The organism is Pusillimonas sp. T2 (assembly GCF_002236805.1).
Lineage (GTDB): Bacteria > Pseudomonadota > Gammaproteobacteria > Burkholderiales > Burkholderiaceae_B > Neopusillimonas.
The window spans coordinates 206,081-231,190 of the sequence record NZ_NIQA01000003.1 but is presented as its reverse complement, the minus strand read 5'-3'; the positions used below and the strand labels follow the sequence as shown (position 1 = coordinate 231,190).

24 protein-coding genes are annotated in these 25,110 nt (G+C 57.6%); 19 read left to right on the top strand and 5 right to left on the bottom strand.

The window, feature by feature from the left end; all coding sequences use genetic code 11:
- The 19 genes from cpaB to PuT2_RS06730 all read left to right on the top strand — a co-directional run bounded on the left by cpaB (nucleotide 1) and on the right by PuT2_RS06730 (nucleotide 22,079).
- On the top strand, nucleotides 1-1,032 hold the full coding sequence (gene cpaB / locus PuT2_RS06825; RefSeq protein WP_254046961.1) for a Flp pilus assembly protein CpaB: 1,032 nt from the start codon (nucleotides 1-3) through the stop codon (nucleotides 1,030-1,032).
- Nucleotides 1,029-2,495, top strand: coding sequence for a type II and III secretion system protein family protein (locus PuT2_RS06820; RefSeq protein ID WP_093970282.1), 1,467 nt, complete (start codon nucleotides 1,029-1,031; stop codon nucleotides 2,493-2,495). The genes cpaB and PuT2_RS06820 overlap by 4 nt, the downstream gene beginning before the upstream one ends.
- A complete protein-coding gene (locus tag PuT2_RS06815; RefSeq protein WP_093970281.1) occupies nucleotides 2,495-4,270 on the top strand; it encodes an ATPase, T2SS/T4P/T4SS family in 1,776 nt (591 codons plus the stop codon). The genes PuT2_RS06820 and PuT2_RS06815 overlap by 1 nt, the downstream gene beginning before the upstream one ends.
- The gene (locus tag PuT2_RS06810; RefSeq protein WP_093970280.1) at nucleotides 4,270-5,112 is read left to right on the top strand and encodes a type II secretion system F family protein; all 843 of its coding nucleotides are present in this window, start codon (nucleotides 4,270-4,272) and stop codon (nucleotides 5,110-5,112) included. The genes PuT2_RS06815 and PuT2_RS06810 overlap by 1 nt, the downstream gene beginning before the upstream one ends.
- Nucleotides 5,113-5,152: 40 nt before the next feature.
- Nucleotides 5,153-6,025, top strand: coding sequence for a type II secretion system F family protein (locus PuT2_RS06805; protein ID WP_093970279.1), 873 nt, complete (start codon nucleotides 5,153-5,155; stop codon nucleotides 6,023-6,025).
- Between the two features lie 332 nt (nucleotides 6,026-6,357).
- Nucleotides 6,358-6,930 (top strand): transcription elongation factor GreB, encoded by a 573-nt coding sequence (gene greB, locus PuT2_RS06795; RefSeq protein ID WP_093970277.1) that lies wholly within the window; start codon nucleotides 6,358-6,360, stop codon nucleotides 6,928-6,930.
- A 47-nt stretch (nucleotides 6,931-6,977) separates the two neighbouring features.
- Nucleotides 6,978-11,024 carry a phosphoribosylformylglycinamidine synthase gene (gene purL, locus PuT2_RS06790; protein ID WP_093970276.1) on the top strand — a complete coding sequence of 1,349 codons (4,047 nt, stop codon included), beginning with the start codon at nucleotides 6,978-6,980 and terminating at the stop codon, nucleotides 11,022-11,024.
- 42 nt (nucleotides 11,025-11,066) lie between these two features.
- Nucleotides 11,067-12,527: an IMP dehydrogenase gene (gene guaB / locus PuT2_RS06785; protein WP_093970275.1), complete on the top strand. Its 1,461-nt coding sequence runs from the start codon at nucleotides 11,067-11,069 to the stop codon at nucleotides 12,525-12,527.
- A 20-nt stretch (nucleotides 12,528-12,547) separates the two neighbouring features.
- On the top strand, nucleotides 12,548-14,134 hold the full coding sequence (gene guaA / locus PuT2_RS06780; protein WP_093970274.1) for a glutamine-hydrolyzing GMP synthase: 1,587 nt from the start codon (nucleotides 12,548-12,550) through the stop codon (nucleotides 14,132-14,134).
- Nucleotides 14,135-14,438: 304 nt separating this feature from the next.
- Nucleotides 14,439-15,641, top strand: a complete 1,203-nt coding sequence (locus tag PuT2_RS06775; RefSeq protein ID WP_000954590.1) for a site-specific integrase — start codon at nucleotides 14,439-14,441, stop codon at nucleotides 15,639-15,641.
- 147 nt (nucleotides 15,642-15,788) lie between these two features.
- A complete protein-coding gene (locus PuT2_RS06770; RefSeq protein WP_001179606.1) occupies nucleotides 15,789-16,010 on the top strand; it encodes an AlpA family transcriptional regulator in 222 nt (73 codons plus the stop codon).
- A gap of 4 nt (nucleotides 16,011-16,014) precedes the next feature.
- Entirely contained in the window at nucleotides 16,015-16,842 is an 828-nt protein-coding gene (locus tag PuT2_RS06765) for a helicase RepA family protein (protein ID WP_001162384.1), read from the top strand.
- A complete protein-coding gene (repC, locus tag PuT2_RS06760) occupies nucleotides 16,829-17,710 on the top strand; it encodes a replication protein C, IncQ-type (protein ID WP_000743064.1) in 882 nt (293 codons plus the stop codon). Before PuT2_RS06765 ends, repC begins: the two co-directional genes overlap by 14 nt.
- Before the next feature lie 1,032 nt (nucleotides 17,711-18,742).
- Nucleotides 18,743-18,931, top strand: a complete 189-nt coding sequence (locus tag PuT2_RS06755; RefSeq protein ID WP_000024442.1) for a stabilization protein — start codon at nucleotides 18,743-18,745, stop codon at nucleotides 18,929-18,931.
- 140 nt (nucleotides 18,932-19,071) lie between these two features.
- The gene (trbJ, locus tag PuT2_RS06750) at nucleotides 19,072-19,851 is read left to right on the top strand and encodes a P-type conjugative transfer protein TrbJ (protein WP_000836966.1); all 780 of its coding nucleotides are present in this window, start codon (nucleotides 19,072-19,074) and stop codon (nucleotides 19,849-19,851) included.
- Nucleotides 19,852-19,863: 12 nt separating this feature from the next.
- On the top strand, nucleotides 19,864-20,100 hold the full coding sequence (gene trbK / locus PuT2_RS06745) for an entry exclusion lipoprotein TrbK (protein ID WP_000718002.1): 237 nt from the start codon (nucleotides 19,864-19,866) through the stop codon (nucleotides 20,098-20,100).
- A gap of 10 nt (nucleotides 20,101-20,110) precedes the next feature.
- The gene (gene trbL, locus PuT2_RS06740) at nucleotides 20,111-21,538 is read left to right on the top strand and encodes a P-type conjugative transfer protein TrbL (protein ID WP_001405816.1); all 1,428 of its coding nucleotides are present in this window, start codon (nucleotides 20,111-20,113) and stop codon (nucleotides 21,536-21,538) included.
- A gap of 4 nt (nucleotides 21,539-21,542) precedes the next feature.
- Nucleotides 21,543-21,791: a hypothetical protein gene (locus PuT2_RS06735; protein WP_000213809.1), complete on the top strand. Its 249-nt coding sequence runs from the start codon at nucleotides 21,543-21,545 to the stop codon at nucleotides 21,789-21,791.
- A 63-nt stretch (nucleotides 21,792-21,854) separates the two neighbouring features.
- The gene (locus PuT2_RS06730) at nucleotides 21,855-22,079 is read left to right on the top strand and encodes a type I toxin-antitoxin system ptaRNA1 family toxin (protein ID WP_000211355.1); all 225 of its coding nucleotides are present in this window, start codon (nucleotides 21,855-21,857) and stop codon (nucleotides 22,077-22,079) included.
- A 36-nt stretch (nucleotides 22,080-22,115) separates the two neighbouring features.
- Here PuT2_RS06730 and PuT2_RS06725 read toward each other — a convergent pair whose 3' ends face one another.
- The 5 genes from PuT2_RS06725 to PuT2_RS06705 all read right to left on the bottom strand — a co-directional run bounded on the left by PuT2_RS06725 (nucleotide 22,116) and on the right by PuT2_RS06705 (nucleotide 25,097).
- On the bottom strand, nucleotides 22,116-22,319 hold the full coding sequence (locus tag PuT2_RS06725) for a hypothetical protein (RefSeq protein WP_000131871.1): 204 nt from the start codon (nucleotides 22,317-22,319) through the stop codon (nucleotides 22,116-22,118).
- Nucleotides 22,320-22,433: 114 nt separating this feature from the next.
- Nucleotides 22,434-23,501: an ACR3 family arsenite efflux transporter gene (gene arsB, locus PuT2_RS06720; RefSeq protein WP_001272375.1), complete on the bottom strand. Its 1,068-nt coding sequence runs from the start codon at nucleotides 23,499-23,501 to the stop codon at nucleotides 22,434-22,436.
- Nucleotides 23,498-24,004: an arsenate reductase ArsC gene (locus PuT2_RS06715; RefSeq protein WP_000140066.1), complete on the bottom strand. Its 507-nt coding sequence runs from the start codon at nucleotides 24,002-24,004 to the stop codon at nucleotides 23,498-23,500. The genes arsB and PuT2_RS06715 overlap by 4 nt, the downstream gene beginning before the upstream one ends.
- On the bottom strand, nucleotides 24,001-24,768 hold the full coding sequence (gene arsH / locus PuT2_RS06710) for an arsenical resistance protein ArsH (protein ID WP_001239389.1): 768 nt from the start codon (nucleotides 24,766-24,768) through the stop codon (nucleotides 24,001-24,003). Before arsH ends, PuT2_RS06715 begins: the two co-directional genes overlap by 4 nt.
- Nucleotides 24,765-25,097: a helix-turn-helix transcriptional regulator gene (locus tag PuT2_RS06705; RefSeq protein ID WP_000447876.1), complete on the bottom strand. Its 333-nt coding sequence runs from the start codon at nucleotides 25,095-25,097 to the stop codon at nucleotides 24,765-24,767. The genes arsH and PuT2_RS06705 overlap by 4 nt, the downstream gene beginning before the upstream one ends.
- Nucleotides 25,098-25,110: the final 13 nt, after the last annotated feature.

Here is a 25,110-nt window from a genome sequence, read left to right as displayed (position 1 = left end):
ATGCAGTTATTCATGCACCGTTTGCCGGTTGCCGGGCGCACGCTTGTGGTGTGGGGGGTGGCGTTGGCTTCTGGGGTTTTTGCAGCTTTGGCAGCACAGCGTCATCTCGATCAGAAAGTGCGTCAGCTCGAGGCTGCAGCCTCGGTTCCGACGGTAGCTCGTATCGTGGCGGCATTCGATTTGCCCGCAGGCACTTTGCTCGACACCAGCCATCTTGCCACGCGCCAATATCCTCGCTCACTTGTTTCCAGTGATTCCATGCCTCCCGAGCAGGTCACTTACGTGGTGGGTCAGATCTTGAAGGTTCCGCTCAAGGCAGGCGATGCCATTGGGGCAGCCCACACACGCGGGGCGGGTCCTGCTCCGTTTTCGAATCAGCTTGGGGCAGGGCGCCGGGCAATCACCATGCCGGTCGATGCCATTAATGCTGTCGCCGGTTTGCTCAAACCGGGTGATCTGATTGATTTGTATGTTTCGTTCGATTACCAGCGCCGGCGTATTACCGCGCCCTTGCTGCAAGGCGTCCAGGTGCTGGCGACGGGGCTCGACACCATTGCGACCGACGGCCACTCTGATCGGGTGGGGTCGGGTAGTTTCGGTACGGTCACGCTCGACACGTCCCCTGAAGATGCCGTCAAGCTGGTGGCCGCGCGTCAGGGCGGTGTGATTACATCGGTTCTGCGCCGTTCTGACGATGCTGATTCCAGCCGAAAAGCCGTGCGAGGTGATCTGGCCAGTTTATTGGGTGTGGCTCGACCTGCACCCCAGAGTTCTTACCCTAAGCGTGCGCCGGTCATTTATGGCAGTACCGGAAAGCAGGCCTTGCCGGGACTGAATCCGACAGTGCCCACCGTTCGCCACGAAAGTGGGGTGTTTGATCTTCCCGATCAACCTCGTCTGGTGCGTGTGGGCTCAGGGGGGCCGACAGATGTCGCATTACACAACGATGTCCCGACCGGCCTTGGCGGGGGTATTCACGGAGTTGCAGTTGATTCTGACGACACCCAAACCGCAGAGGGAGAGGCTCCATGAGTTCTCATTCCAAGGCCTTGCTATATGCGGGTTGTATCCGTTTTCTTAAATTGCACCGATCGCAATGCGGTGTGCCGGTCTTGGTTGCGGCTTGTCTATGGTCGGTGGCAAATCCTGCACAGGCGCAAGCCGAGCAGCTACTGCAGATGCAGGCCGGCGAGGTTAGGGTACTGGCCATACCCGACGTGGCAAGGGTAGCGGTCGGTGATGGCCATGTGGTCAACGCCGTCACGACCGAAGAAAAGGAAGTCATTGTTTTTGCGCGCAACGAGGGCTCTAGCGCCGTGCAGATATGGACGTCTCAAGGTCTGAGATACCGATATCAGGTCGAGGTGGCCCCTGAGGGGGCCCGACAGACCCAGGCAGAGCTTAAGTCAGTGCTTCAAAGGATTCCGAACGCAAAAGTTTCAGTGGTTGGAGACAAACTGCTTGTCGAAGGCAGCGATTTGTCGGATGCAGATCGAAAGCGCGTCGAGACATTAACGAAGCGCTATCCACAACTCGTCGATTTCACAAGTAGTGTCGGTTGGGATCGTATGGTGCTGCTCGATGTGCAGGTGGTTGAAGTGCCCAAAAGCCAGCTAACCGAGTTGGGCGTCAGATGGGACAGCGAATCGGTTGGTGGTGTCGGGATGGGTGCCGCCTGGGAGGGGGCATCGCGCGGCATTGAAATGCGGCCCGCCGAAGCACCGTTAGCCCTGCCATTCCCGGCCGGAATTGCTGCGGGCTATTTTGGCGCTAATGCGTTGTTGTCGGCAAAAATCAAGTTGCTGGTGCAAACCGGCGATGCCGTCGTGCTTGCGCAGCCACAGTTGCTGGCGCGCAGTGGTGCAACGGCCGAATTCCTGGCGGGCGGCGAAGTGCCGTATTCCACCGTCGACGCTCGCGGCAATACCAATACGTCTTTCAAGCCTTATGGCGTTTCATTGCGTATTACGCCTCAAGTCGAGGCCAATGGGGCGATCCGGTCCCGGATGGAGGTCGAGGTCAGTTCCATAGACACCGCATTGTCGATCCCCACAGGCCCGTCGCTTAAAACGCGCCGAGCGTCGACCGAATTCAATGTGCGTTCCGGGCAGACCCTTGTTCTTGCGGGTTTTATTTCCAGAGAACTCTCGAGCAACGTCAGCAAGGTTCCCGGGCTGGGCGACATACCTGTGTTGGGTGAACTGTTTAAATCCGAGCGCTTTCAGCGCCAGGAGACCGAGCTTGCGATATTTGTGACGCCGGTCGTGGTAGACGCCGAAAACCCTGATCTGGCTGATCGTATCCGGCGCTCGTCGGTGGCACTTGATGCCGCATTTGATGCCGGGCCGCGTATCAATACACCCGTTCGTCCCCTCGTTTCTTTACCTGGGGCAGTTGACGGTGGTGGGCGTCAGACCTGGCGGCCACACGAAGGCCCGGGGTCCCAATGGTCGGGCGCAACAACGGGCGCGACGCTTGATAAAAAGGAGCCGTAATGTTGACATTGTCGTTGCAATACGAAGACGGGCAGACGGCTATTGAGCAATTTGCTTTGCCGCTGGCGATAGGGCGTGATGCCGACTGCGGTCTGCGTATCAAAGCATGGCGTGTGGCCAAGAGGCATGCACGCATCGAAATGCGGGCAGGCAAGTTGTTTCTTGAAGATTTGGGCTCGCTGGCGGGTACGGCCTTGAATGGTCGGCGAGTCATTCAGCATACGGCGCTGGCTGCGGGTGACGAGTTAGTCGTCGGCCCCTGCCTTATCAGGATTCAAGGCGATGTGCTTGACGACACCCATGGGTTAGGCGCTCCTGAAGATGGGGCGGGCGTCACCATTGATCCGGTGACGGCTTTAGCGTCAGGCCTAACAACTTCGCTAGGCCGCGTGAACGCCGGCACTCCTGAACGCAATGACGATACGTCGCTTAATGTCGCCCAGCGGGCCAAGGTACTGTCTTTAAGAGTGGGGTTTCACCAAGCTCTGATCAAAGAGTTTGATCTTCGTCGTCGCGATATTGCTGCGTTAAGCGATGATGATTTACGCGCTGAGGCTCGACGTGTCGTGCATCGACTGGTGCACGATGACGAGCGCCTTCCCGATTGGGTGGATAGCGCAGCGTTGATTACCGAGGTGGTCAACGAGGCCGTTGGCCTGGGGCCGCTGGAGCCACTCTTGGCTGACGACACTATTACCGAAATTATGGTGAACCGGTTCGATGAGATTTATACCGAGTCGGCCGGGCAATTGAGGCGGCACCCGGCCATATTCAGTAGCGAGCAGGCGGTGCTCGAGGTCATTGACCGCATTGTGGCGCCGTTGGGCCGGCGCGTGGATGAAAGCGCGCCGATGGTTGATGCCCGGCTTAAAGACGGTTCGCGTGTCAATGCGGTGATTCCGCCCGTGGCCTTGCGGGGTGCAAGTCTGACCATACGCAAATTTCCCGCACGGCGGCCAACTATGTCCGACTTGCTGGATGTGGGGGCGCTTGACCCGCATATGGCCGCATTTCTTGCTGTGTGCGTCGAGCATCGAAAAAATATTCTGGTGTCAGGTGGGACAGGATCGGGCAAGACGACATTGTTGAATGTGCTGTCGAACTGCATTCCTGAAGGTGAGCGTGTCGTCACTATTGAAGATGCTGCCGAGTTGCAATTAACCCATCCGCATCGGGTCACCCTCGAGGCACGGCCGGCGAACCTTGAGGGCAGGGGGCGCATTGATATTCGAGACCTCGTGCGTAATGCGTTGCGTATGCGGCCCGACCGCATTGTGGTGGGCGAGTGCCGGGGGGCAGAAGCATTCGACATGTTGGCTGCCATGAATACGGGTCACGAAGGCTCTTTAACCACGCTTCATGCCAATAGCCCGCGCGACGCCCTGGCCCGTCTTGAAACGATGATCTTGATGGCCGGCATGGACTTGCCCCTGATTGCAGTCAGGGAGCATATCGCTGCAAGTATCGATTTAATTGTCCAACAGGCACGGCTGGCTTCGGGTCAACGATTGATTACGTCTATTGTTGAAATAGGGGGCACCGAGAGCGGACGTATTTTGTCTCAGACGCTGTTTCAGTTTGAACCTGAAGGCACGGCCTGCTTTCGGGGCTGTGGCGTTTTGCCAGAATCTTTGGCGTTGCCGGTGTTGGTGCAGGCCGGGCTGGGGCCCGACACCTTCGGCCAGCGCACGCCGTGGCAGCCGTCATCGGCGGCGTTCGCCCTGGAACGTGCGGCAGTGTTGAATGGTGGGGCCGCCCCGGATACGGTGATGTGATGCTTTGGTCATTTGTCTTCACAATGTTGGCCGTTGTCTTGCTTGCGCGATTGGCTCAACAGGCGTTGGCTGTGGCTTACGGTCGTTATCGTGCCATCTTTACCGATCAGGCCGATGTCCGGTTGGCCGAAGTGTTTTTGTTCCTCGACGCTCGCCAGTTATGGGCTCTCAATGTGGCTTTTTGTGCTGCTGTTGTGCTGCTTGTTGGTTTGATGTCTGCAAATGTGGTGTTGGCCTTGATGTTGGGTCTGGGGGCACTAGGGGTGCCGCCGTTACTGGCCAGGCGTACTCGCCAACGCAGGCTGGCCAAGTTCGATGCACAGTTGCCCGATTTGCTGTTGGCGTTGGCCGGGGCGCTGCGGGCGGGTTCTGGCATGCAAACAGCGTTGCGGCAAGTCGTTTCAGGGTTTGCGCCGCCTTTGTCGCAAGAGCTTGGGTTGATGCTGCGCGAGCAACGCATGGGGCGTGCTTTTGACGAGGCGTTGTCGGGCTTGTCGATGCGCATGCCCACCGAAAGTACCCGCCTGGTGGTGTCTGCGCTGACCATCGCTACGCATAACGGCGGCAATCTTGCCGAAACACTTGAGCGTATTGCCTTCACCCTGAGATCGCGTTTGCATTTGTTGGGGCGAATTGATGCGTTGACCGCACAGGGGCGTATGCAAGCCTGGGTGATGGCCGGGTTGCCGCTGCTGTTGGCCGTGGCGCTGCATTATCTTGAGCCGCAGGCCATGGCGCAGCTTTGGGAAAGCGCTCTGGGTTGGACGCTGATCGCTACTGTTCTTGTACTTGAAGTAGCCGGTGTGCTTTTGATTCGCCGTATCGTCAATATCGAGGTGTAGTCGATCCTGTCTCCGGCCCGGGGGCGCTATTGGGGGAAGCATGTTCTGGTTGAGCATAATGGCAGCGGGTATCTGCCTGTCGTGCCTGTTGTGGCTGGTATTTCAACCTTGGGCGCAATCTTGCTCCGCTACCTCATCGCAACAGAACCGTGGCGTGCTGCGTTTTGTTTGGCCTTGGGTTCAGGCGCTTTCGCAGGTGTGTAAGCCTTTCATTAGCTGGGCGCGGCGTCGACGCCTGGGCCAGCTTTTGAGCCTGTCTGCCTGGCCTGAAGACTGGCGGCCCGAACATGTCGTGGCATTACAGTTGTTATGTTTCATTCTCGGCGCGGTGTTGTCCATAGGGGCACTTTTTCAATACGCAAAGCCTGGATTGCCCGCGCTGCTGGGCGCAGGTTTGGTCGCCGGCAGCGTGCTTGCCTGTTTGCCTGTTCAACACTTGCGTCGTCGTGCCAAAGAACGGCAGCTTGCCATGTTGCGCGAGTTCCCCTTTATGCTGGATATGACCACGCTGTGTGTCGAGGCCGGCCTGAATTTGCAAGGCGCGTTGATTCAGGCCGCAACGCATGGCCCGCAAGGTGCGCTGATGTCAGAGTTGCGCCGCGCGCAAACCGACATGCGCGCGGGGATGCCGCGCATTGCCGCGCTGAAATTATTTGCGGTACGCACGGGTCTGGCCGAAGTCCAGCAGTGGGTGATGGCCATGGAACAGGCCGATAGCCTGGGCATGAGCTTGGGGCCTATTTTGCGTGCGCAGTCTGAACAACGACGTAATGAGCGCTTTTTACGCGCCGAAAAACTGGCTTTGCAGGCGCCGGTAAAAATGCTTTTTCCTATGGTGGTGTGTATTTTTCCATGCACATTTCTTGTGATTGCATTTCCTATTGTTATCAAGTTGTTGTCTGCTGATTTTTAATGTGGAGCACAATGGTTGTTGATCTTGCAACCTCCTGGTCAGCGCGCCTGTTGGGGGTGTGGCGTTGCGGTATTCCGACGCGGGGGCGGGCATTATGGCTTTACCCCTGTTGTTCAGTTCATACCTTTGGCTTACCCAGTGCTATCGATATCGTTTATTTCGACAATGAAATGCGGCCGGTAAAGTATGTGCAGGGCTTAAAACCTTGGCGCGTCAGTCTGTGTCTGCAGGCGCGGTCCGTGCTCGAATTACCCGCCGGCACCTTACAGCGGGCGCGTCGTTCGTGTTTACAATAACCGGGTGCAGTAACTCCTTTATGCCTTTGGCCACCCATGAGCAAAGCCTTCACCAAAGAAACCGACAACGACGACGATGACGACCTTGGCCCCGAGGCCGTGCCGTTGCCCAAGGGCACCAAAAATTACATGACGGTGCAAGGGTACGAGCGTCTGCGTGCCGAGCTTGCCCACTTAATGACGGTCGAACGGCCAGAAGTGGTGCAGGTCGTGTCGTGGGCTGCGTCCAATGGCGACCGCTCTGAAAACGGCGACTATTTGTACGGTAAAAAGCGTCTGCGCGAAATCGATCGCCGCATGCGGTTTTTAACCAAGCGGCTTGAACAGGCTGAAGTGGTCGACCCGTCTTTGCAGCCGAACCGCGATCAGGTGTTTTTTGGGGCGACGGTGCTGTATTGCGACAAAGCTGGCGAAGACCACCGGGTCACCATTGTGGGCGTTGACGAGGCCGAACCTTTACAGGGCAAAATCAGCTGGATTTCGCCTGTTGCGCGGGCGCTGATCAAGGCGCGCGAGGGCGACACCATTACGCTGCGCACCCCGGCTGGCATCGACGAGCTGGACATTATCGAGGTGTCTTACCCAGAGCCGGGCCAGGGTACGGTTTAAAAGGCTAAAATGATGGATTGTCTCCCCATCATTTAGCGCGTCCCACCGTGAACTCTATCCAGCATTTCCTCGGCTCCTCTGTTCTGTCTGCTTTCCGTCGCGAGCGCCTGCTCCAGAAATTTTCCCAGCTCAAATTGCCTGTGGCCGATATTCAGGGCCGCTACGAGCATTTTGTCTGGACCGAAGCGGGGTTCTCGCAGCCCGATGCCGATCGCTTAGCCCAATTGCTCGATTACGGCACAGCCGCGCCGGCCGCCAAAGAAGACAAGCACACGCTGGTGCTTCGCGTTATTCCTCGTCTGGGTACGGTTTCGCCTTGGGCCAGTAAGGCCACCGACATCGCTCACAATTGTGGCCTGACGGCCGTGCGTCGTGTCGAGCGCGGGGTTCGTTATACCGTTCAACCGTCGCGAGGTTTGCTGGGGACGGCCTCTGTTTCACCCGAACAGTTGGCGCAAATTGCAGCTTGCCTGCACGATCGCATGACCGAAACCGTAGTCGACGCCACCTTCGACGGCCAGGCGTTGTTCGCGTCTTTGCCTGGCAAGCCCATGCAAACGATCGATGTCATCGGTCAGGGCCGCGCGGCACTTGAAGCCGCTAACCAGCAGTTGGGTTTGGCGTTGTCCGAAGACGAAATCGAATACCTTGAACAGTCGTTTACCGGTTTGGGGCGCAACCCCACCGACGTCGAACTGATGATGTTCGCGCAGGCCAACAGCGAGCACTGCCGCCATAAAATTTTCAATGCCCAATGGGTAATCGACGGTCAGGCGCAGCCCAATACGCTGTTCGGCATGATTCGCGCTACCCACGCCGCCCAGCCCCAAGGCACGGTGGTGGCTTATTCCGACAATGCCGCCATTATGACGGGTGGGCCGGCCACGTTGTTCTACGCTGGGCAGTTTGGCACCGAGCCCTCGCAAGCGGGGGCTACGGCCTACGGCCATCATCAGGCTACCGTGCACACCCTCATGAAGGTTGAAACGCACAACCACCCGACGGCGATTGCGCCGTTCCCCGGGGCGTCTACCGGGGCAGGGGGCGAGATCCGCGACGAAGGGGCCACGGGCCGGGGCTCCAAGCCCAAAGCCGGTTTGACCGGTTTTACCGTGTCTAATTTGCGTTTCGACGATGCGCTCGAGCCCTGGGAAGTCGATTCCCACGGTATGCCCGATCGCATCGCCAGCCCGCTCGACATCATGGTCGAAGGCCCGCTGGGCGGCGCTGCATTCAATAACGAATTTGGTCGCCCCAATCTGGCGGGTTATTTCCGTACGTTCGAACAAACTGCTGGTGGCACGCGTTGGGGTTATCACAAGCCCATCATGATTGCGGGTGGTTTGGGCAGCATCGAAGACGGCCTGACACATAAAGATCCGATCCCGCCCGGGGCATTGCTCATTCAGTTGGGCGGCCCGGGCATGCGTATTGGTATGGGGGGTAGCGCAGCTTCCAGCATGAGCGTGGGCACCAATACCGCCGAGCTCGATTTTGATTCGGTCCAGCGGGGTAACCCCGAAATTGAACGTCGCGTCCAAGAGGTCATTGACCGGTGCTGGCAACAGGGCGCGCAAAATCCTGTTCTGGCCATTCACGACGTGGGCGCTGGCGGGTTATCCAATGCATTCCCCGAACTCGTCAACGACGCGGGTCGCGGCGCTATTTTTGAACTTACTCAGGTTCATCTCGAAGAGTCGGGGCTGTCGGCCGCTGAAATCTGGAGCAACGAAGCACAAGAACGCTATGTGCTGGCGATTTTGCCGCAAGACCTGGCCCGTTTCGATGTCATCGCTCGCCGTGAACGTTGCCCCTACGCGGTTGTGGGTGTGGCTACTGAAGAACGCCAATTGCGTGTCACGCTGGGTGAAGGTCTGCCAGGGGTTACCGACCTGACACCTAAAGACGAAACACGCCCGGTCGACGTGCCTATTGACGTTATTTTGGGTAAGCCTCCCCGCATGACGCGCGATGTGCAGCGCCTTGACGGCGTTGCCGAGCCCGTAGATTTGCCGCTGATTGCCTTGCCCGAGGCGATCGAACGCGTATTACGCCACCCTACGGTGGCCAACAAAACATTTCTTATCACCATCGGTGACCGCAGTGTCGGCGGGCTGAACAGCCGCGACCAGATGGTGGGCCCGTGGCAGGTGCCGGTGGCCGATTGCGCTGTTACCTTGACCGATTTCGAATCAACCGACGGGCAAGCGATGGCCATGGGCGAGCGTACGCCGCTGGCCATGATCGACCCCGCCGCATCGGGCCGTATGGCCATTACCGAAGCGCTAACCAATCTGGTGGCGGCTGATGTGCGGTCACTGAAAGACATTAAATTGTCGGCCAACTGGATGGCCGCTTGCGGTGTGCCCGGGCAAGATGCGGCGCTGTACGACACGGTGTCGGCCGTCAGCCAGTGGTGTCAGCAGCTCGACTTGTCTATTCCTGTGGGTAAAGATTCGTTGTCCATGCGCACCACCTGGTCCGAAAATGGTGCTTCGCGCGAAGTGATTTCGCCGGTATCTCTTATTGTGACGGGTTTTGCTCCCGTGGCTGATGTGCGCAAAACACTAACGCCGCAGTTGCGTACCGATGTCGGCGCGACGGCCTTGATTCTTATCGATCTGGGGCAGGGGCGTCAGCGTATGGGCGGGTCGGTGCTTGCACATGCGTTCAATCAGGTGGGCGACAGTACGCCCGACGTCGAAGATCCAGCCGCCGTTCGCGCGTTCTTCGAGGCGATTCGCGAGCTGGCCGATGCGGGTCACATTCTGGCTTATCACGATCGTTCCGATGGCGGGCTTTTGGCCACTGTTTGCGAAATGGCCTTCGCTGGCCACACCGGGGTCTCGATCAACCTCGACATGCTGACCATCGATCCGGTGGCTGCCGACTGGGGTGATTACAAAATTCGCCCCGAGCAAATGGCTGTGCAGCGCGATGAAATCACCCTCAAGGCGTTGTTCAACGAAGAAGCCGGTGCAGTTATTCAAGTTCCGCTCGAGCAGCGCAACGCCGTGTTGCAAGCTCTGCGCGAGAAAGGCTTGTCGGCGCATTCGCATGTCGTGGGTTCGCTTAACACCCAAGAAGAAATTCAGGTGTTCCGTGACGGCAAGTGCGTGTATCAGCGCCCATGGCGCGAATTGGCCCAGCAATGGAGCGAAGTCAGCCGTCGCATTATGGCGCGCCGCGACAACCCCGCATGTGCGCAAGCCGAGTACGATGTCTGGACCAACACGCAAGACCCAGGCTTCACGCCTAAAGTGGGCTTTAACCCGCAAGAAGATATTGCTGCGCCCTTTATTGCCAAGGGTGCACGCCCGCGTATGGCTATTTTGCGTGAACAGGGTTGCAACAGTCAGGTGGAAATGGCCTGGGCGTTTGACAAGGCCGGTTTCGAAGCTTGGGACGTTCACATGACCGACCTGCTGTCGGGACGCGTGCGTCTTGACGACGTGCAGGGTCTGGTTGCCGTAGGCGGCTTTAGTTACGGCGACGTATTGGGTGCCGGCGAAGGCTGGGCGCGCACGATTCGTTTCAATGCGCAGCTGGCTGACCAGTTTGCGGCGTTCTTCGGCCGCAACGATACCTTTGCATTAGGTGTGTGCAATGGTTGTCAGATGATGGCGGCTTTGGCCAGCATGATTCCAGGCGCCCAGCATTGGCCGCGTTTTACGCGCAACCAGTCCGAAAAATACGAAGCCCGTTTGTCCATGGTCGAGATCCCCGATTCGCCGTCGTTGTTCTTTAAGGGCATGGCCGGCATGCAGGCGCCAATTGCTGTGGCGCACGGCGAAGGCTTTGCCAATTTTGCCGCACAAGGCGACGCCGCCCAGGTAATCGCGGCCATGCGCTATGTCGATAACACCGGTAAGCCGACTGAAACCTACCCGTACAACCCCAACGGCAGCGCCAACGGCTTGACCGGCGTCACCACGGCCGATGGCCGCTTCACCATCATGATGCCGCACCCCGAGCGGGTTACGCGCAATGTCATGATGTCGTGGGCGCCCGAGCGCTGGGGGCAGGCCGATGCGGGCGGCGAGTTCAGCCCCTGGTTGCATATGTTCCGCAATGCCCGCGTTTGGTTGGGCTAAGGCTTACATCGTATAATCTTGCTTTGCACACGGAGTAATTGAATGCGTCTCATCAAAAAAGCGCTAACCTTCGACGATGTGTTGTTAGTCCCGGCCTTTTCACAGGTCCTGCCTCGCGATACTTCCCTTGCCACCCAATTCACGCGCGACATCAGCCTGAACATCCCGCTGGTGTCTGCTGCCATGGATACCGTAACCGAGTCGCGCCTGGCCATTGCCATGGCCCAGGAAGGCGGCATCGGCATCATCCATAAAAACCTCACGGCCGACCGTCAGGCCCAGGAAGTGGCCCGCGTCAAGCGCCACGAGTTCGGTATTGTTATTGACCCGGTCACGGTCACACCCACCATGAAAGTGCGCGACGCCATTGCGTTGCAGCGCCAACATGGCATTTCGGGTCTGCCTGTTGTCGAGGGCGGTAAAGTGGTCGGCATCGTCACCAATCGCGACCTGCGCTTCGAAGATCGCCTCGACGTCCCGCTGCGCGACATCATGACGCCTCAAGAACGCCTGGTCACCATGAAAGAAGGCGCCACGCTTGAAGAAGCCCAGTCGCTGATGCACAAGCACCGCCTCGAGCGCGTGCTTATCGTCAACGAAAACTTCCAGTTGCGCGGGTTGGCCACGGTTAAAGACATCGTCAAGAATACCGAACATCCGTATGCCTGCAAAGACAGCCAAGGGCAGTTGCGCGTTGGTGCTGCGGTAGGCGTGGGCGAGGGTACCGAAGAGCGTGTCGAAAAGCTGGCAGCGGCTGGTGTCGACGTCATCGTCGTTGACACGGCCCACGGCCACTCGGCCGGCGTCATCGAGCGCGTGCGCTGGGTTAAAAAGAACTACCCCAAAATTCAGGTGGTGGGCGGCAACATTGCCACTGCTGCAGCCGCATTAGCGCTGGCCGAAGCCGGCGCCGACGCAGTGAAGGTCGGTATTGGCCCAGGCTCAATCTGCACGACGCGTATCGTGGCAGGTGTCGGTGTGCCTCAAATTACGGCTATTGCCGATGTTGCCGACGCCCTTAAAGGTTCGGGTATTCCACTCATTGCAGACGGCGGTATCCGTTACTCGGGTGACGTTGCCAAAGCTTTGGCAGCGGGCGCTTCGGCTTGCATGATGGGCGGCATGTTTGCCGGTACAGAAGAAGCCCCTGGCGAAGTCGTTTTGTTCCAGGGCCGCTCGTATAAGTCGTATCGCGGTATGGGCAGCGTTGGGGCCATGACCGATGGTTCGGCCGACCGCTACTTCCAAGACCCATCCAATAATGCCGACAAACTCGTCCCCGAAGGCATCGAAGGTCGTGTTCCCTACAAGGGCAGCGTCATCGCCATCATTTACCAATTGGTAGGCGGGATCCGGGCGTCTATGGGCTATGTGGGTTGCGCGTCAATCCCGAACATGCACGAAAAAGCCGAGTTCGTCGAAATCACGTCGGCCGGTGTGCGCGAGTCCCACGTCCACGACGTTCAAATTACCAAAGAAGCGCCTAACTACCGCGCCGACTAAGCGGCCTTAAATATCCCATCATGCATCAGCGTATCCTCATTCTCGATTACGGTTCACAAGTTACTCAGCTTATCGCACGTCGTGTGCGCGAAGCGGGTGTTTACTGCGAAATTCATTCAGGCGACGTCGATGACGCCTTCCTGAAGTCGCAGCCAGGTCTTAAAGGCATTATTTTGTCGGGCAGCCATGCTTCGGCCTATCACGAAGAGTCCCTTAAAGTACCTGCGGCCGCATTCGAAATGGGGGTGCCTGTGCTGGGTATTTGCTACGGTATGCAGGCCATGGCCTTGCAACTGGGTGGCAAAGTCGAGTTCTCCGATCATCGCGAATTCGGTTACGCCGAAGTACGGGCTCGGGGCCACACGCGTCTGCTTGATGGCCTTGAAGACTTCACCACGCCCGAAGGGCATGGCATGCTCAAGGTCTGGATGAGCCATGGCGACAAGGTCACCGAATTGCCGCCTGGGTTCAAACTAATGGCTTCTACCGAGTCATGTCCCATTGCAGGTATGGCTGACGAAGCTCGCAATTTTTATGCGGTCCAGTTCCACCCCGAAGTCACTCACACCACGCAAGGCCCGGCCATGTTGTCGCGCTTTGTGCGCGAAATTTGCGGTTGTGAAGGCGACTGGAACATGCCCGACTATGTACAAGAAGCGGTCCAGGCCATTCGTGACCAGGTCGGGTCCGACGAAGTTATTTTGGGTTTGTCGGGCGGGGTTGACTCGTCTGTCGCCGCGGCCCTTATTCATAAGGCCATTGGCGACCAGCTCACCTGTGTGTTCGTCGACCACGGCTTGTTGCGCCTGAATGAAGGTCAGCAGGTCATGCAAACGTTCGGCGAACATTTCGGCATGAAAATCATTCATGTCGATGCTACCGAACAATTCATGGGCAAGCTGGCCGGCGTGTCCGACCCAGAAGCTAAACGCAAAATCATCGGTAAAGAATTCGTTGAAGTGTTCCAGGTCGAGGCCGCCAAGCTCAGCAATGCACGCTGGCTCGCCCAGGGCACCATTTACCCCGACGTCATTGAATCGGCCGGTGCCAAAACAGGCAAAGCCGTTGCCATCAAGTCGCACCACAACGTGGGTGGCTTGCCCGAAACGCTTAACCTGAAGCTGCTCGAACCCCTGCGTGAACTGTTCAAAGACGAAGTGCGCAAGTTGGGCGTTGCCCTGGGCTTGCCGCCCGCTATGGTGTATCGTCATCCGTTCCCTGGCCCGGGCCTGGGTGTACGCATTTTGGGCGAAGTCAAAAAAGAGTACGCCGACTTACTGCGTCGTGCCGACGCCATCTTCATCGAAGAGCTGCGCAAGACCGAAGACCCGATCAGTGGCCAAAACTGGTACGACCTCACCTCGCAAGCTTTTGCTGTTTTCTTGCCGGTCAAGTCGGTTGGCGTTATGGGCGACGGCCGCACCTACGACTACGTCGTTGCCCTGCGCGCCGTACAAACCTCCGACTTCATGACCGCCGATTGGGCCGAGCTGCCCTATGCGCTGCTTAAAAAAGTATCCAGTCGCATCATCAACGAAGTGCGTGGCATTAACCGGGTAACCTACGACGTCTCTAGCAAACCACCGGCGACGATCGAGTGGGAATGATTCCGCGTCTGGCACAGCCAGGCACCTGATGGCATGAAATGCCGCTAAGCCCGCGTAATTGCGGGCTTTTTTTTGTTTGTGTTTGGCACGATCTGGCAACGGGAGGAAGCGCCAAGCACCGTTTGAGCATGGCATTAAAGCTGGTATTATGGTTTGGCGATGCCATGATTGATGCCGATACCATGCTGCGTTCTTTTGTGTGTTCATGGTATTAATATTCTATAAGTTACTGTTTCGTAAGAAAAAATACGATAAATTCGAGATTTTTTCAGCATGGTATCGGAGACGAAGAAGGACAAGGTACATGCTGACCGATACCAAGCTGCGCAATCTCAAGCCCAGGGACAAACTCTACAAAGTGAATGACCGGGAAGGTCTCTATGTGGCAGTGACTCCAGCCGGCTCCATCTCGTTCCGTTACAACTACTCAATCAACGGTCGGCAGGAGACCATCACCTTTGGGCGTTATGGTGTCGGTGGCATCACCCTGGCCGAAGCCCGCGAGCTGTTGGGTGACGCCAAGAAGATGGTTGCGGCGGGCAAGTCGCCGGCCAAGGAGAAAGCCCGAGACAAGGCGCGGGTGAAAGATGCAGAGACGTTCGGTGCCTGGGCGGAGAAGTGGCTGCGTGGCTACCAGATGGCCGACTCCACCCGCGATATGCGCCGCTCGGTTTATGAGCGTGAGCTGAAGCCGAAATTCAGCAATCAGAAGCTGGTGGAGATCACCCACGAAGACTTGCGGGCGCTGGCTGATGCCATTGTTGAGCGAGGCGCACCGGCCACCGCCGTTCATGTGCGTGAAATCGTGTTGCAGGTATTTCGCTGGGCCATCGAGCGTGGGCAGAAGGTCGAAAACCCGGCAGAACTGGTGCGCCCAACAAGCATCGCTCGATTCGAGCCACGTGACCGAGCGTTGACGCCAGAAGAAATTGGGCTGATGTACCAGTACATGGAGCGAGTGGGCACAAGCCCAACAAACCGTGCGGCGGCCAAGCTGTTATTGCTGACGATGGTGCGCAAGAGCGAGCTGACCAATGCGACCTGGAGCGAGATCAATTTCAGCGAAGCGTTGTGGACGATTCCAAAGGAGCGGATGAAACGCCGTAACCCGCACCTGGTATTTCTGTCCCAGCAGGCTCTGGATATTTTCATTGCCATGAAAACCTTTGCCGGTGGTTCCGACTTCGTTTTGCCATCACGGTACGACTCGGATGCGCCGATGAGCGCTGCCACACTTAACCAGGTGCTGACGCTGACTTACAAGGCGGCGCAGAAAGATGGGAAGTCACTTACCAAGTTCGGACCGCATGATTTGCGGCGCACAGCCAGCACGCTGTTGCATGAGGCCGGCTACAACACCGACTGGATCGAGAAGTGCCTGGCGCACGAGCAGAAGGGCGTGAGGGCTGTCTACAACAAGGCTGAGTACCGCGAGCAGCGGGCGGCGATGTTGCAGGATTGGGCCGATATGATTGATGAGTGGACTTCGGGAGGCAGTAAGGGTTGATGTTTTTGCTATCTTTGATAGCATTGAAGTTGATGCCGTGAATTTATAAATAAGGCCGCCATTGGCATCGGGCAGGTCAATTACCGATTAGCTGCTTCGCGCAGCTACTCGATGAATAGCAACTATTCATTTGAGAGGTATTGACCCATGCAAAATATAAAGACCCTCATCAACAGGAAGAAGCTCCTGGAGATGATCCCGCTTTCGACACGAACAATTTATAACCTGGAGCAGCGAGGGGATTTTCCACGCCGTATCGCGTTAACCAGTAGAAATGTCGCCTGGGATTTGTCAGAGGTCGAAGAGTGGATTGAGGCACGTAAATCATCGGGTGATCAAGCTGCGCGACCTGGCCCTATAGAGGGCTAGTTATATGGCTCTTGATCTTATGGCGGCTTTCACGGAATTGCCGCCACCCATTGATTATGTTCTGCCTAATATGGTTGCTGGCACTGTTGGTGCTCTTGTGTCGCCTGGTGGGGCTGGTAAATCCATGTTGGCCCTTCAATTGGCTGCACAGATTGCAGGCGGGCCTGATTTACTTGAAATAGGCGAGTTTCCCACCGGGCAAGTGGTCTATCTGCCTGCTGAAGATCCACCGGCCGCTATTCACCATCGTCTGCACGCCCTTGGGGCACACCTCAGCGCAGCGGAACGGCAAGCCGTGGCTGATGGTTTGCTCATTGAACCCTTGATCGGTAAATGCCCAAACATCATGGCTGCTAGCTGGTTCGATGCTCTCAAACGAGCCGCTGAAGGTCGTCGCTTGATGATCTTGGACACTTTGCGGCGCTTCCACATTGAGGAGGAGAACGCTAGCGGGCCGATGGCGCAGGTTGTTGGGCACATGGAGGCCATAGCCGCTGATACAGGCTGCTCCATTGTGTTTCTGCACCACGCGAGTAAAAGCGCAGCCATGATGGGGTCGGGCGATCAACAGCAGGCCAGTCGTGGATCGTCCGTACTGGTTGATAACATCCGTTGGCAATCGTACCTATCCGGCATGACGCAAGGCGAGGCCGAGATACTGGGGGTCGATGATTGTCAGCGTGGGTATTTTGTCCGCTTTGGCGTCAGCAAGGCCAACTATGGCGCACCTTTTCAAGAACTCTGGTTTAGACGGCACGACGGCGGCGTGTTGAAGCCTGCTGTACTGGAGCGGCAGTGCAAGGTGAAAAGGAGACAGCGTGAAGAAGCCTAAGCATGACCTGACCCACGTCCGACATGATCCCGCGCACTGTTTGGCACCTGGCCTGTTCCGCAGCCTCAAGCGTGGCGATCGCAAACGCTGCAAGCTGGACGTGACCTACACCTTTGGCGAGGACGAATCCATGCGTTTCGTCGGATTCGAACCTCTCGGGGCCGATGATATGCGTCTTTTGCAAGGCATCGTGGCCCTTGGCGGCCCGAACGGCATCTTGCTAACCCCGGAACCGACCAGTGAGACGGGGCGACAGCTACGGCTATTCCTTGAACCCCGTTTCGAAGCCATTGAGCAAGACGGCTTGGTGGTTCGTGAGAGCCTGACCAAACTGCTCTCAGAAACGGGCATGACGGATAGCGGCGACAACATCAAGGCGCTCAAAGCCAGCCTGCTGCGCATGTCGAACGTCACCATCCTTGTGACGAAGGGACGGCGGCAAGCCGCGTTCCACCTGATGAGTCATGCTTTTGACGAGACGGACGGCAGGCTATGGGTTGCCCTGAATCCGCGTATTGCCGAAGCGATCCTGGGGCATCGTCCATATGCCCGTATCGACATGGCGGAAGTGCGGGTGCTACAGACTGATCCGGCACGGCTGATGCACCAACGGCTATGCGGCTGGATCGACCCCGGCAAATCCGGGCGCGTGGAACTGGACACGCTTTGCGGCTATGTCTGGCCAGATGAAGCCAATGCCGAAGCTATGAAAAAACGCCGTCAGACTGCCCGGAAGGCACTGGCCGAACTTGCCGCCGTGGGTTGGGTAGTGAACGAATACGCCAAGGGAAAATGGGAGATCAAGAGGCCTGGCCCCACGGCAACTGCACCCGTTTACCGTCGTAACGTTCCCTTGTTACCGTCGTAACGCTCCCCTTCTGCCGTCGTAACGTTCCCCGTCCCAATTTGGAAAACCCAGACGGTGCGCTGCTTTGCGGGCAGTTTGGGAAATCCATCCAAGATTATCTAAAGATAATCCATCATGCGCGGTGCAGCTCGCGCCTTGAGGGCGCGTTCTGACCTTGCCAATAAAGCCCTGGCGGGCTTTATCAATCGGCCATAGGCCGATGGTTTAACGCCAAGAAGAGAAGGCGGCTTCAGTGGCCGCTGAAACGCCTTGTGAGAGGGGAAAACAACCCGGAGTCCCTTATTCCATGAGCTGAAGCAGAATCTGCGTCTAACGGTGCTGGAGGGCCGCTGTGTGCACTTGTAGTTATCTGTACTGAAACCTTGGCTCGAAACGTGAAATGGCTAAGCAGTGCCCATTCGTTCGGTAAGAATAATAAGAAGATTATTATTCTTATTATTACCAAGCAGGAATGAGCCGTGTGTGTTGGACGCCCATAACCAGTAACCTGCGTGAAGGTGTCAACATCAGGAAAGGTTGCCCCTCAAGTATCAATACGTCGCCTTAGTGGTATGACGGGAGGGGAGGCAAATTTCTTGTGTTCATTGACACTTGAGGGGCGGGTTATGCCCTTCTTTTTTGGCGTCCAACTCGCCCCATCGGGGCGAATGGTTTGTGTCGATTGTTGGCATTTTAGGTTCCGATTTAAAGCCGATTGAGCAGCGATTTTGAAGCGACTATGTCGATTGCAGGCCGATTTGGTGACGATTACGGTTATGTTGCCAAGAATCGGTGTTTGTTTGACGATAAAACGCTTTACGTTCGATATGCGCTAGATTTTCAATAGTGGGTGAAATGCGGGCAGGATGGGTGAAGTTAGCTAACCGGCAAGCCGGTTATCTATCTTCACTGTCCCTTATTCGCGCCGGGGGCACTCAACGGGAATCCTGCCCTGCGGGGCTGATCGGCTACCGCCGGTTGCAAGAGTATAGGTCTTGCTATTTTTAATATCTTTGATAGCATGGTTGTCGGGTACACCAAAAGGGTATTGATATGGCAAATGTGCTTATCAGGAATTTACCCGCCGAGGTGCACCGTGCGTTGAAAGTTCGAGCAGCGCTCAACGATAGGAGCACCGACGCGGAAATACGCGAAATACTGACGGCGGCAGTACAGCCGCTAGAGCTTGAAGAGATTGGCCGGGAAGTTGGCTTGTCCGAAAGCGATAAAAAAACAGAGTAGTTTTACGTTTGTAAGTCCGGGCCTCAGCGCCAAGGGCAATACCGATCAGCTAGTGGCGTAGCTCTTCGATGAAACGTTGCCGAGAACAAGCACAACGCTTGGTCAAGGCAATGCCTTCTTTTCATCGACGGAGTACGACCATGAAGTCCAAAATTTTAGCGGCTAAAAAAACCGCTCTAGCCGTTGCACTCGCAACCGGCTTTATCACCACTACCACCGCCCCTGTGCAAGCTGGTATCCCCGTCATCGACGGCGGCAACCTGGCCCAGAACATCATGACGGCCATCGAGTCGGTGGCGCAGACGCTCAAGCAGATTGAGCAGTACCAGACCCAGTTGCAGCAGTACGAAAATCAGCTCCAGAACACGATGGCCCCAGCCGCGTATATCTGGGATCAGGCGCAGACTACGATCAACCGGCTGATTGCCGCGCAAAACACGCTGGCCTATTACGAGAACCAGCTAGGCAGCCTGGATCGTTACCTGGCCAAGTTTCAGGACGTGGCCTATTACCGCAGCTCGCCATGCTTCAACGGCAGCGGCGGATGCACGCCGGCCGAAAAGGCAGCGATGGAAGAGAACCGCCGCCTGGCGTCAGAGTCGCAAAAGAAGGCCAACGATGCCCTGTTCCAGACCGTTGCCGACCAGCAAAAGGCTTTGAAGGATGACGCCCGTACCCTGGAGCGGCTGCAAGGCGCGGCCCAGGGTGCAACTGGCCAGCTACAGGCCATCGGCTACGCCAACCAGCTCGCCAGCCAGCAGGCCAATCAGCTCTTGCAGATTCGCACCATGTTGACCGCCCAACACAACGCGGAGGCAGCCCGGATTGCAGCAGAACTCGATGCCGAGGCGCGAGGTGATGCCAGGGCCGAGCAAATGCGTACCTGGACGTTTCGCCCGAGTCCGGCAGACAACTACTAGGGAGGCGGTGAGATGAAAAAAATCTTTTTTACTACCGCGGCTACGTTGCTGTTGTTGGCTGGATGTGAACAGGAAAGGATGCCCGAACCAAATGCGGCGACGTGTGCCCCCGATGCGTTCCAGGCAGCACTGAATGAAATGCGCAGCGAAGCGAACCGAGAGGCCTTTACCGAGGAATGCAGAGCATTCCAGAAGGCCAAGCAGATGCGTCAGTGGGAGTTCAAGCCCAGCCCTAAAGATGATTATTGAGGTGGTCGCCATGAGAAAGAAAATTGCTCTAGGTGGCTTGATGATGGTCGCCACAATGGTGCTGGCTGAACCTGCAATGGCGCAGGAGCTAAGTAGCAGCGGTGTTATGAATGATGTGCTCAAGCGTTTTCATGATGCTGCCGCAACATGGGGGCCAGCTATTGAGTCCGCTGCATCGCGTTTGTTCTGGACGCTGGTTGTGATTTCGATGGTCTGGACATTCGGCATGATGGCTTTGCGCAAGGCCGACATTGGCGAGTTCTTCGCGGAGTTCGTTCGCTTCACGATCTTCACCGGCTTTTTCTGGTGGTTGCTGACGAATGCGAACCAGGGCATGAATATCGCCGGTACGATTGTTCAGTCATTGCAAACTCTGGGCGCGCAGGCGGGGGGACTTTCCAATAGCAATCTTGGGCCCTCCAGCATCCTTGATCTTGGTTTCGAGTTATACAACCGCACAGTACAGGCCACCTCGGAGCTGGGATGGCGGCAGATGGCAACTGCTCTGGTCATGGAGCTAATGGCCCTGGCTGTTTTGTTTGTCCTGGCGTTGATTGCGGTCAACCTGTTGCTGTTGCTCGCATCAGCCTGGATTCTGTTGTATGCCGGTGTGTTCTTCCTTGGCTTTGGTGGAAGTCGTTGGACTTCCGACATGGCGATCAATTACTACAAGACCGTGCTGGGCCTGGCCGCACAGCTTATGGCAATGGTGCTTCTGGTTGCGATTGGCAAAGAGTTCATCAATCACTACTACACGCAAATCAGCGAGAACATGGCATCCCAGGAACTGGCCGTGATGTTGGTTATATCGGTCATCTTGCTTTTCTTGGTCAACAAAGTTCCGCCGATGATTTCTGGTCTTGTGTCTGGTGGTGGTATTGGCGCAGCCGGTGGAATTGGAAACTTCGGTGCGGGTGCGGCAGTTGGGGCGGCGGTGACGGCGGCCAGTATGGCAACTGGCGGCGCTGCCCTGGCAGGTAAAGCGGTTATGGGTGCCGCAGCCGGTGCAGCCGGAGGTGCAAGTGCACTCCAAGCGGCTTTTCAGAAAGCATCAGCGAGTATGGAAACCGGCGGTGACATGTCCAGCATGGGGTCAGTTGTCAGCAGTGGCGGAAACGGTGGTGGTGAAGCGGGTACTGCTGGCAGTAGCCCATTCGCCCAAGCGGCTGGCTTTGGTGACAGCGGCAGTAGCTCAAGCGGTGGCGGCTTTGCCAAGGCCGCGAAGCTGGCCACAGGCACGGCCTCCGAGTTAGCCAAGGGTGTCGGCTCTCAAGTGAAGCAGGGATTCCAGGAGCGAGTGAGCGAAACCACAGGCGGAAAACTGGCTGCTTCGATACGCGAAAGCATGGAGCCGAAAGAAGCAAGCCAATCTGGCCAGTTCGAGGGCAATAGCTTGGGCGCCGATTCTGGCCCAGATAGTAACGAAGTCAGGAGTTAGCACGATGACGACATCAACATACATGGCCGCATTGGCGGCCCTGGATGAAGCGCCAAGGGAAGAAGTCAGCCAGGTATTTATTTCGCCGCTGGGTGATCAATCGACCGAGGTCGATGCAGAGACAGAAACAGCCGCTTTTGTATCACGGCCAGACCCTATGAGAGAGAGCGAAACTAAGCCGATAAGTATTGAGGTTAATGGCGGCAGGAATGAGCGGTCAGCATTCGCGGAGGCGGCGGGGCTGTACCTGTAGGCGCACCGGGCTGGCCACAACCAGCCCGGCACTTTCAATCAACACCTACTGGAGAGGTGAATTATGACAACACAACATATTATCGAACCAGGGCAAGCAGTGCATCAAGCAGCGGCTATTCTTTCTTCTTTGGAGTACATCAACCAAGCGGAAGCGCGGAGCCTTGGGCCATTGGCCGAAGCCGTCGCTAATGCTTTTATGGTGGTGTACTACCAAGCTGAAACGGGCCGGGCGACACAGGCTGATTTTCAAGAAGCAATGAACGCCTTGCGCCAAGCGTGCAGCTAATGACGAAAGGGCGGCCACTCGAACTGGCCGCCTTTTTCAATCTTCACTGTTTGGCCATTCCCGACCCACAGACGGCGCATCCATCCATTCGCGTTCCTCCGGCGGCAGCGGGTAAGCCCCGGATGCTTCCGCGTCGGCCAGTAGTTCGGCCAGTGTGTAGCGCACCCGACCAGTGGAAACGGCGCGGGCCGGGTCGGCCTTCTCATGCAGCCTGTTCTCTAGGTTCTTTGGGTCTGTCATCGGGCGACCTCAGCAAGCATGGATACTAGGTGTTCCAGGTCAGTGATCGAATGCGCCAGGAAGCGGCCGGCGCGGCAATCTGCAATCATTTCCTCAGTTTTTTCCTACTCATGTTCAACCTCGTTCGTACCAGCTCTTCGAGCGATTCACCACGCGCACGACCAGCAGCATCACCGGCACTTCGACCAGGACGCCGACCACGGTTGCCAATGCAGCGCCGGAGTGCAGACCGAACAAGCTGATGGCGGCCGCCACGGCCAGCTCGAAGAAGTTGCTGGCACCGATCAGGGCCGAAGGACAGGCGACAGAGTGCTTTTCCCCCGCCCGCTTGTTCAGCCAGTAGGCTAACCCGGAATTGAAGAACACTTGAATCAAGATCGGCACGGCTAGCATGGCGATCACTAACGGCTGCCGGATGATGGCCTCGCCCTGGAAGGCGAACAGTAGAACCAACGTCAGCAGCAGCGCGGCCATCGACCACGGCCCGATCTTCTGCATGGCCCGTTCAAAGGCGGCCTGTCCTTGCTTGAGCAGATGCCGCCGCAAGAGCTGCGCCAGGATCACCGGCACGATGATGTAGAGCACGACCGAAATCAGCAGCGTGTCCCAAGGCACCGAGATCGAGGACATGCCCAGCAGCAGGCCGACGATGGGCGCGAAGGCCACGATCATGATGGCGTCGTTCAGAGCCACTTGCGAGAGCGTGAAAAGCGGGTCGCCGTTGGTAAGGCGGCTCCACACGAACACCATTGCCGTGCAGGGCGCGGCGGCCAGCAAGATCAAGCCCGCGATGTAGCTGTCCAGTTGATCGGCCGGCAGGAACGGAGCGAACACTTGTCGGATGAACAGCCACCCCAGCAGGGCCATCGAGAATGGCTTGACGGCCCAATTCACGAACAGCGTGACGCCGATGCCGCGCCAATGCTCTTTGACCTGGTGCAGCGCCCCGAAGTCGATCTTGACCAGCATCGGGACGATCATTACCCAAATCAGCAGGCCCACCGGCAAATTGACCTGGGCCACTTCCATGCGGCCTATGGCCTGGAACACGTCAGGAAGGCCCTGGCCGAGCGCAACACCGGCGACGATGCACAGGGCCACCCACAGCGTCAGGTAACGCTCGAAGCCGCTCATCGGGGCCTGGCGCGGCTTCGCGGCGATGGCCTGTGCGCCGGCGCTCATGCTTCCTGCTCGGTCTTGCCGATGTTCGCCAGCTCGCGCTTGATGGCCGTCTGGTCAAGCATTTTGAGAGGCAGATTCACGAACAGGCGGACGCGGTTCATCATGTGCCGGAAGGTTTGTTCGAAGGCCCGGCGCTTCTCGGCGTCAGTGCCTTCGACGGCGGCCGGGTCTTCAAATCCCCAATGCGCCGAGATCGGCTGACCAGGCCACACCGGACACATTTCGCCGGCGGCGTTGTCGCAGACGGTGATGATGAAGTCCATCTTCGGTGCGTCGGGCGTGGCGTACTCGTCCCAGCTCTTGCTGCGCAGATTCTCGGTCGGGTAATTCACCGACTCCACCTTTTCGACGGCGAAGGGATTGACCTTGCCGGTTGGGTGACTGCCGGCGCTGTAGGCGCGGAAGCGCCCTTGCCCCATCGTGTTGATGAGAGCTTCGGCCATGATGCTGCGCGCCGAATTGCCGGTGCAGAGGATGAGGACGTTATAGATTCTTTCGGTCATGATGTTTCGCTTTCTGGTAGTGGCTGGGGAGCAATGGCGATGGATGAAAGATCGGTGGCCTCGTCGATGACGTGGCCGGCCGCTTTCCGTTCGGAATAGCGGTCTGTCAGTGCTTCACGGTGCGGCCGTACCAGCGCCGTGAAGCGCACCAGTTCTTCCATCACATCGGCTATTCGGTCGTAGTACGGCGAGGGCTTCATGCGGCCCGCCGCGTCGAACTCTTGGAACGCTTTGGCGATACTCGACTGGTTCGGAATGGTGAACATTCGCATCCAGCGGCCGAGCAGACGCAAGGTGTTCACGGCGTTGAAGCTCTGCGAGCCGCCGGATACCTGCATCACGGCCAGGGTGCGGCCTTGGGTCGGCCGGATGCCGGCCATTTCAAGCGGCAGATGGTCAATCTGCGCCTTCATGACACTGGTAATCTGACCGTGGCGTTCCGGGCTGCACCAGACTTGTCCCTCTGACCACTCGGACAGGGCGCGCAGCTCCTTGACGGCCGGGTGATCGTCGCTTTGCACTTGATCGGGCAACGGCAAATCGGACGGGTCGAAGATGCGTGTTTCTGCGCCAAAGAATTGCAGCAGCCGGGCCGCTTCCTCGACGGCCAGCCGTGAGAACGAGCGGGCGCGCAGCGAGCCATACAGCAGCAGGATACGCACCGGCGGGGCGTCGGGTGCCAGCCCGAGCGCCGGGCGCTCGATGGCAAAGGATTTGTCCAAAGCGGGCAAAGAATCGGGGTCGGAAAGATGGCGAAGTCTCATGCCAACACCTTCCCGGCTTCCGTGGTGCAAGACAGGTTGCACACCTGGCCGCCGCAGCAGTTTTCCGTGAGAAAGGCCACCAGGTTAGTGGCCGTCGAAAAGTTCGCCTCGTAGATCACAAATCGGCCTTCTTGCCGCGACGTGACCATGCCGGCGTGTGCCAGCTCTTTCAGGTGGAAGGATAGCGAAGACGGCGGGATGCCGGCCGCTTCGCTGATTTTTCCGGCGGCCATGCCGGCGGGGCCGGCCTGGACGAGAAGCCGGAACACCGCGAGGCGCGATTCTTGAGCGATGGCCGCCAGGGCGGCTACAGCATTTATCGTTTCCATGTTTCAATAATAG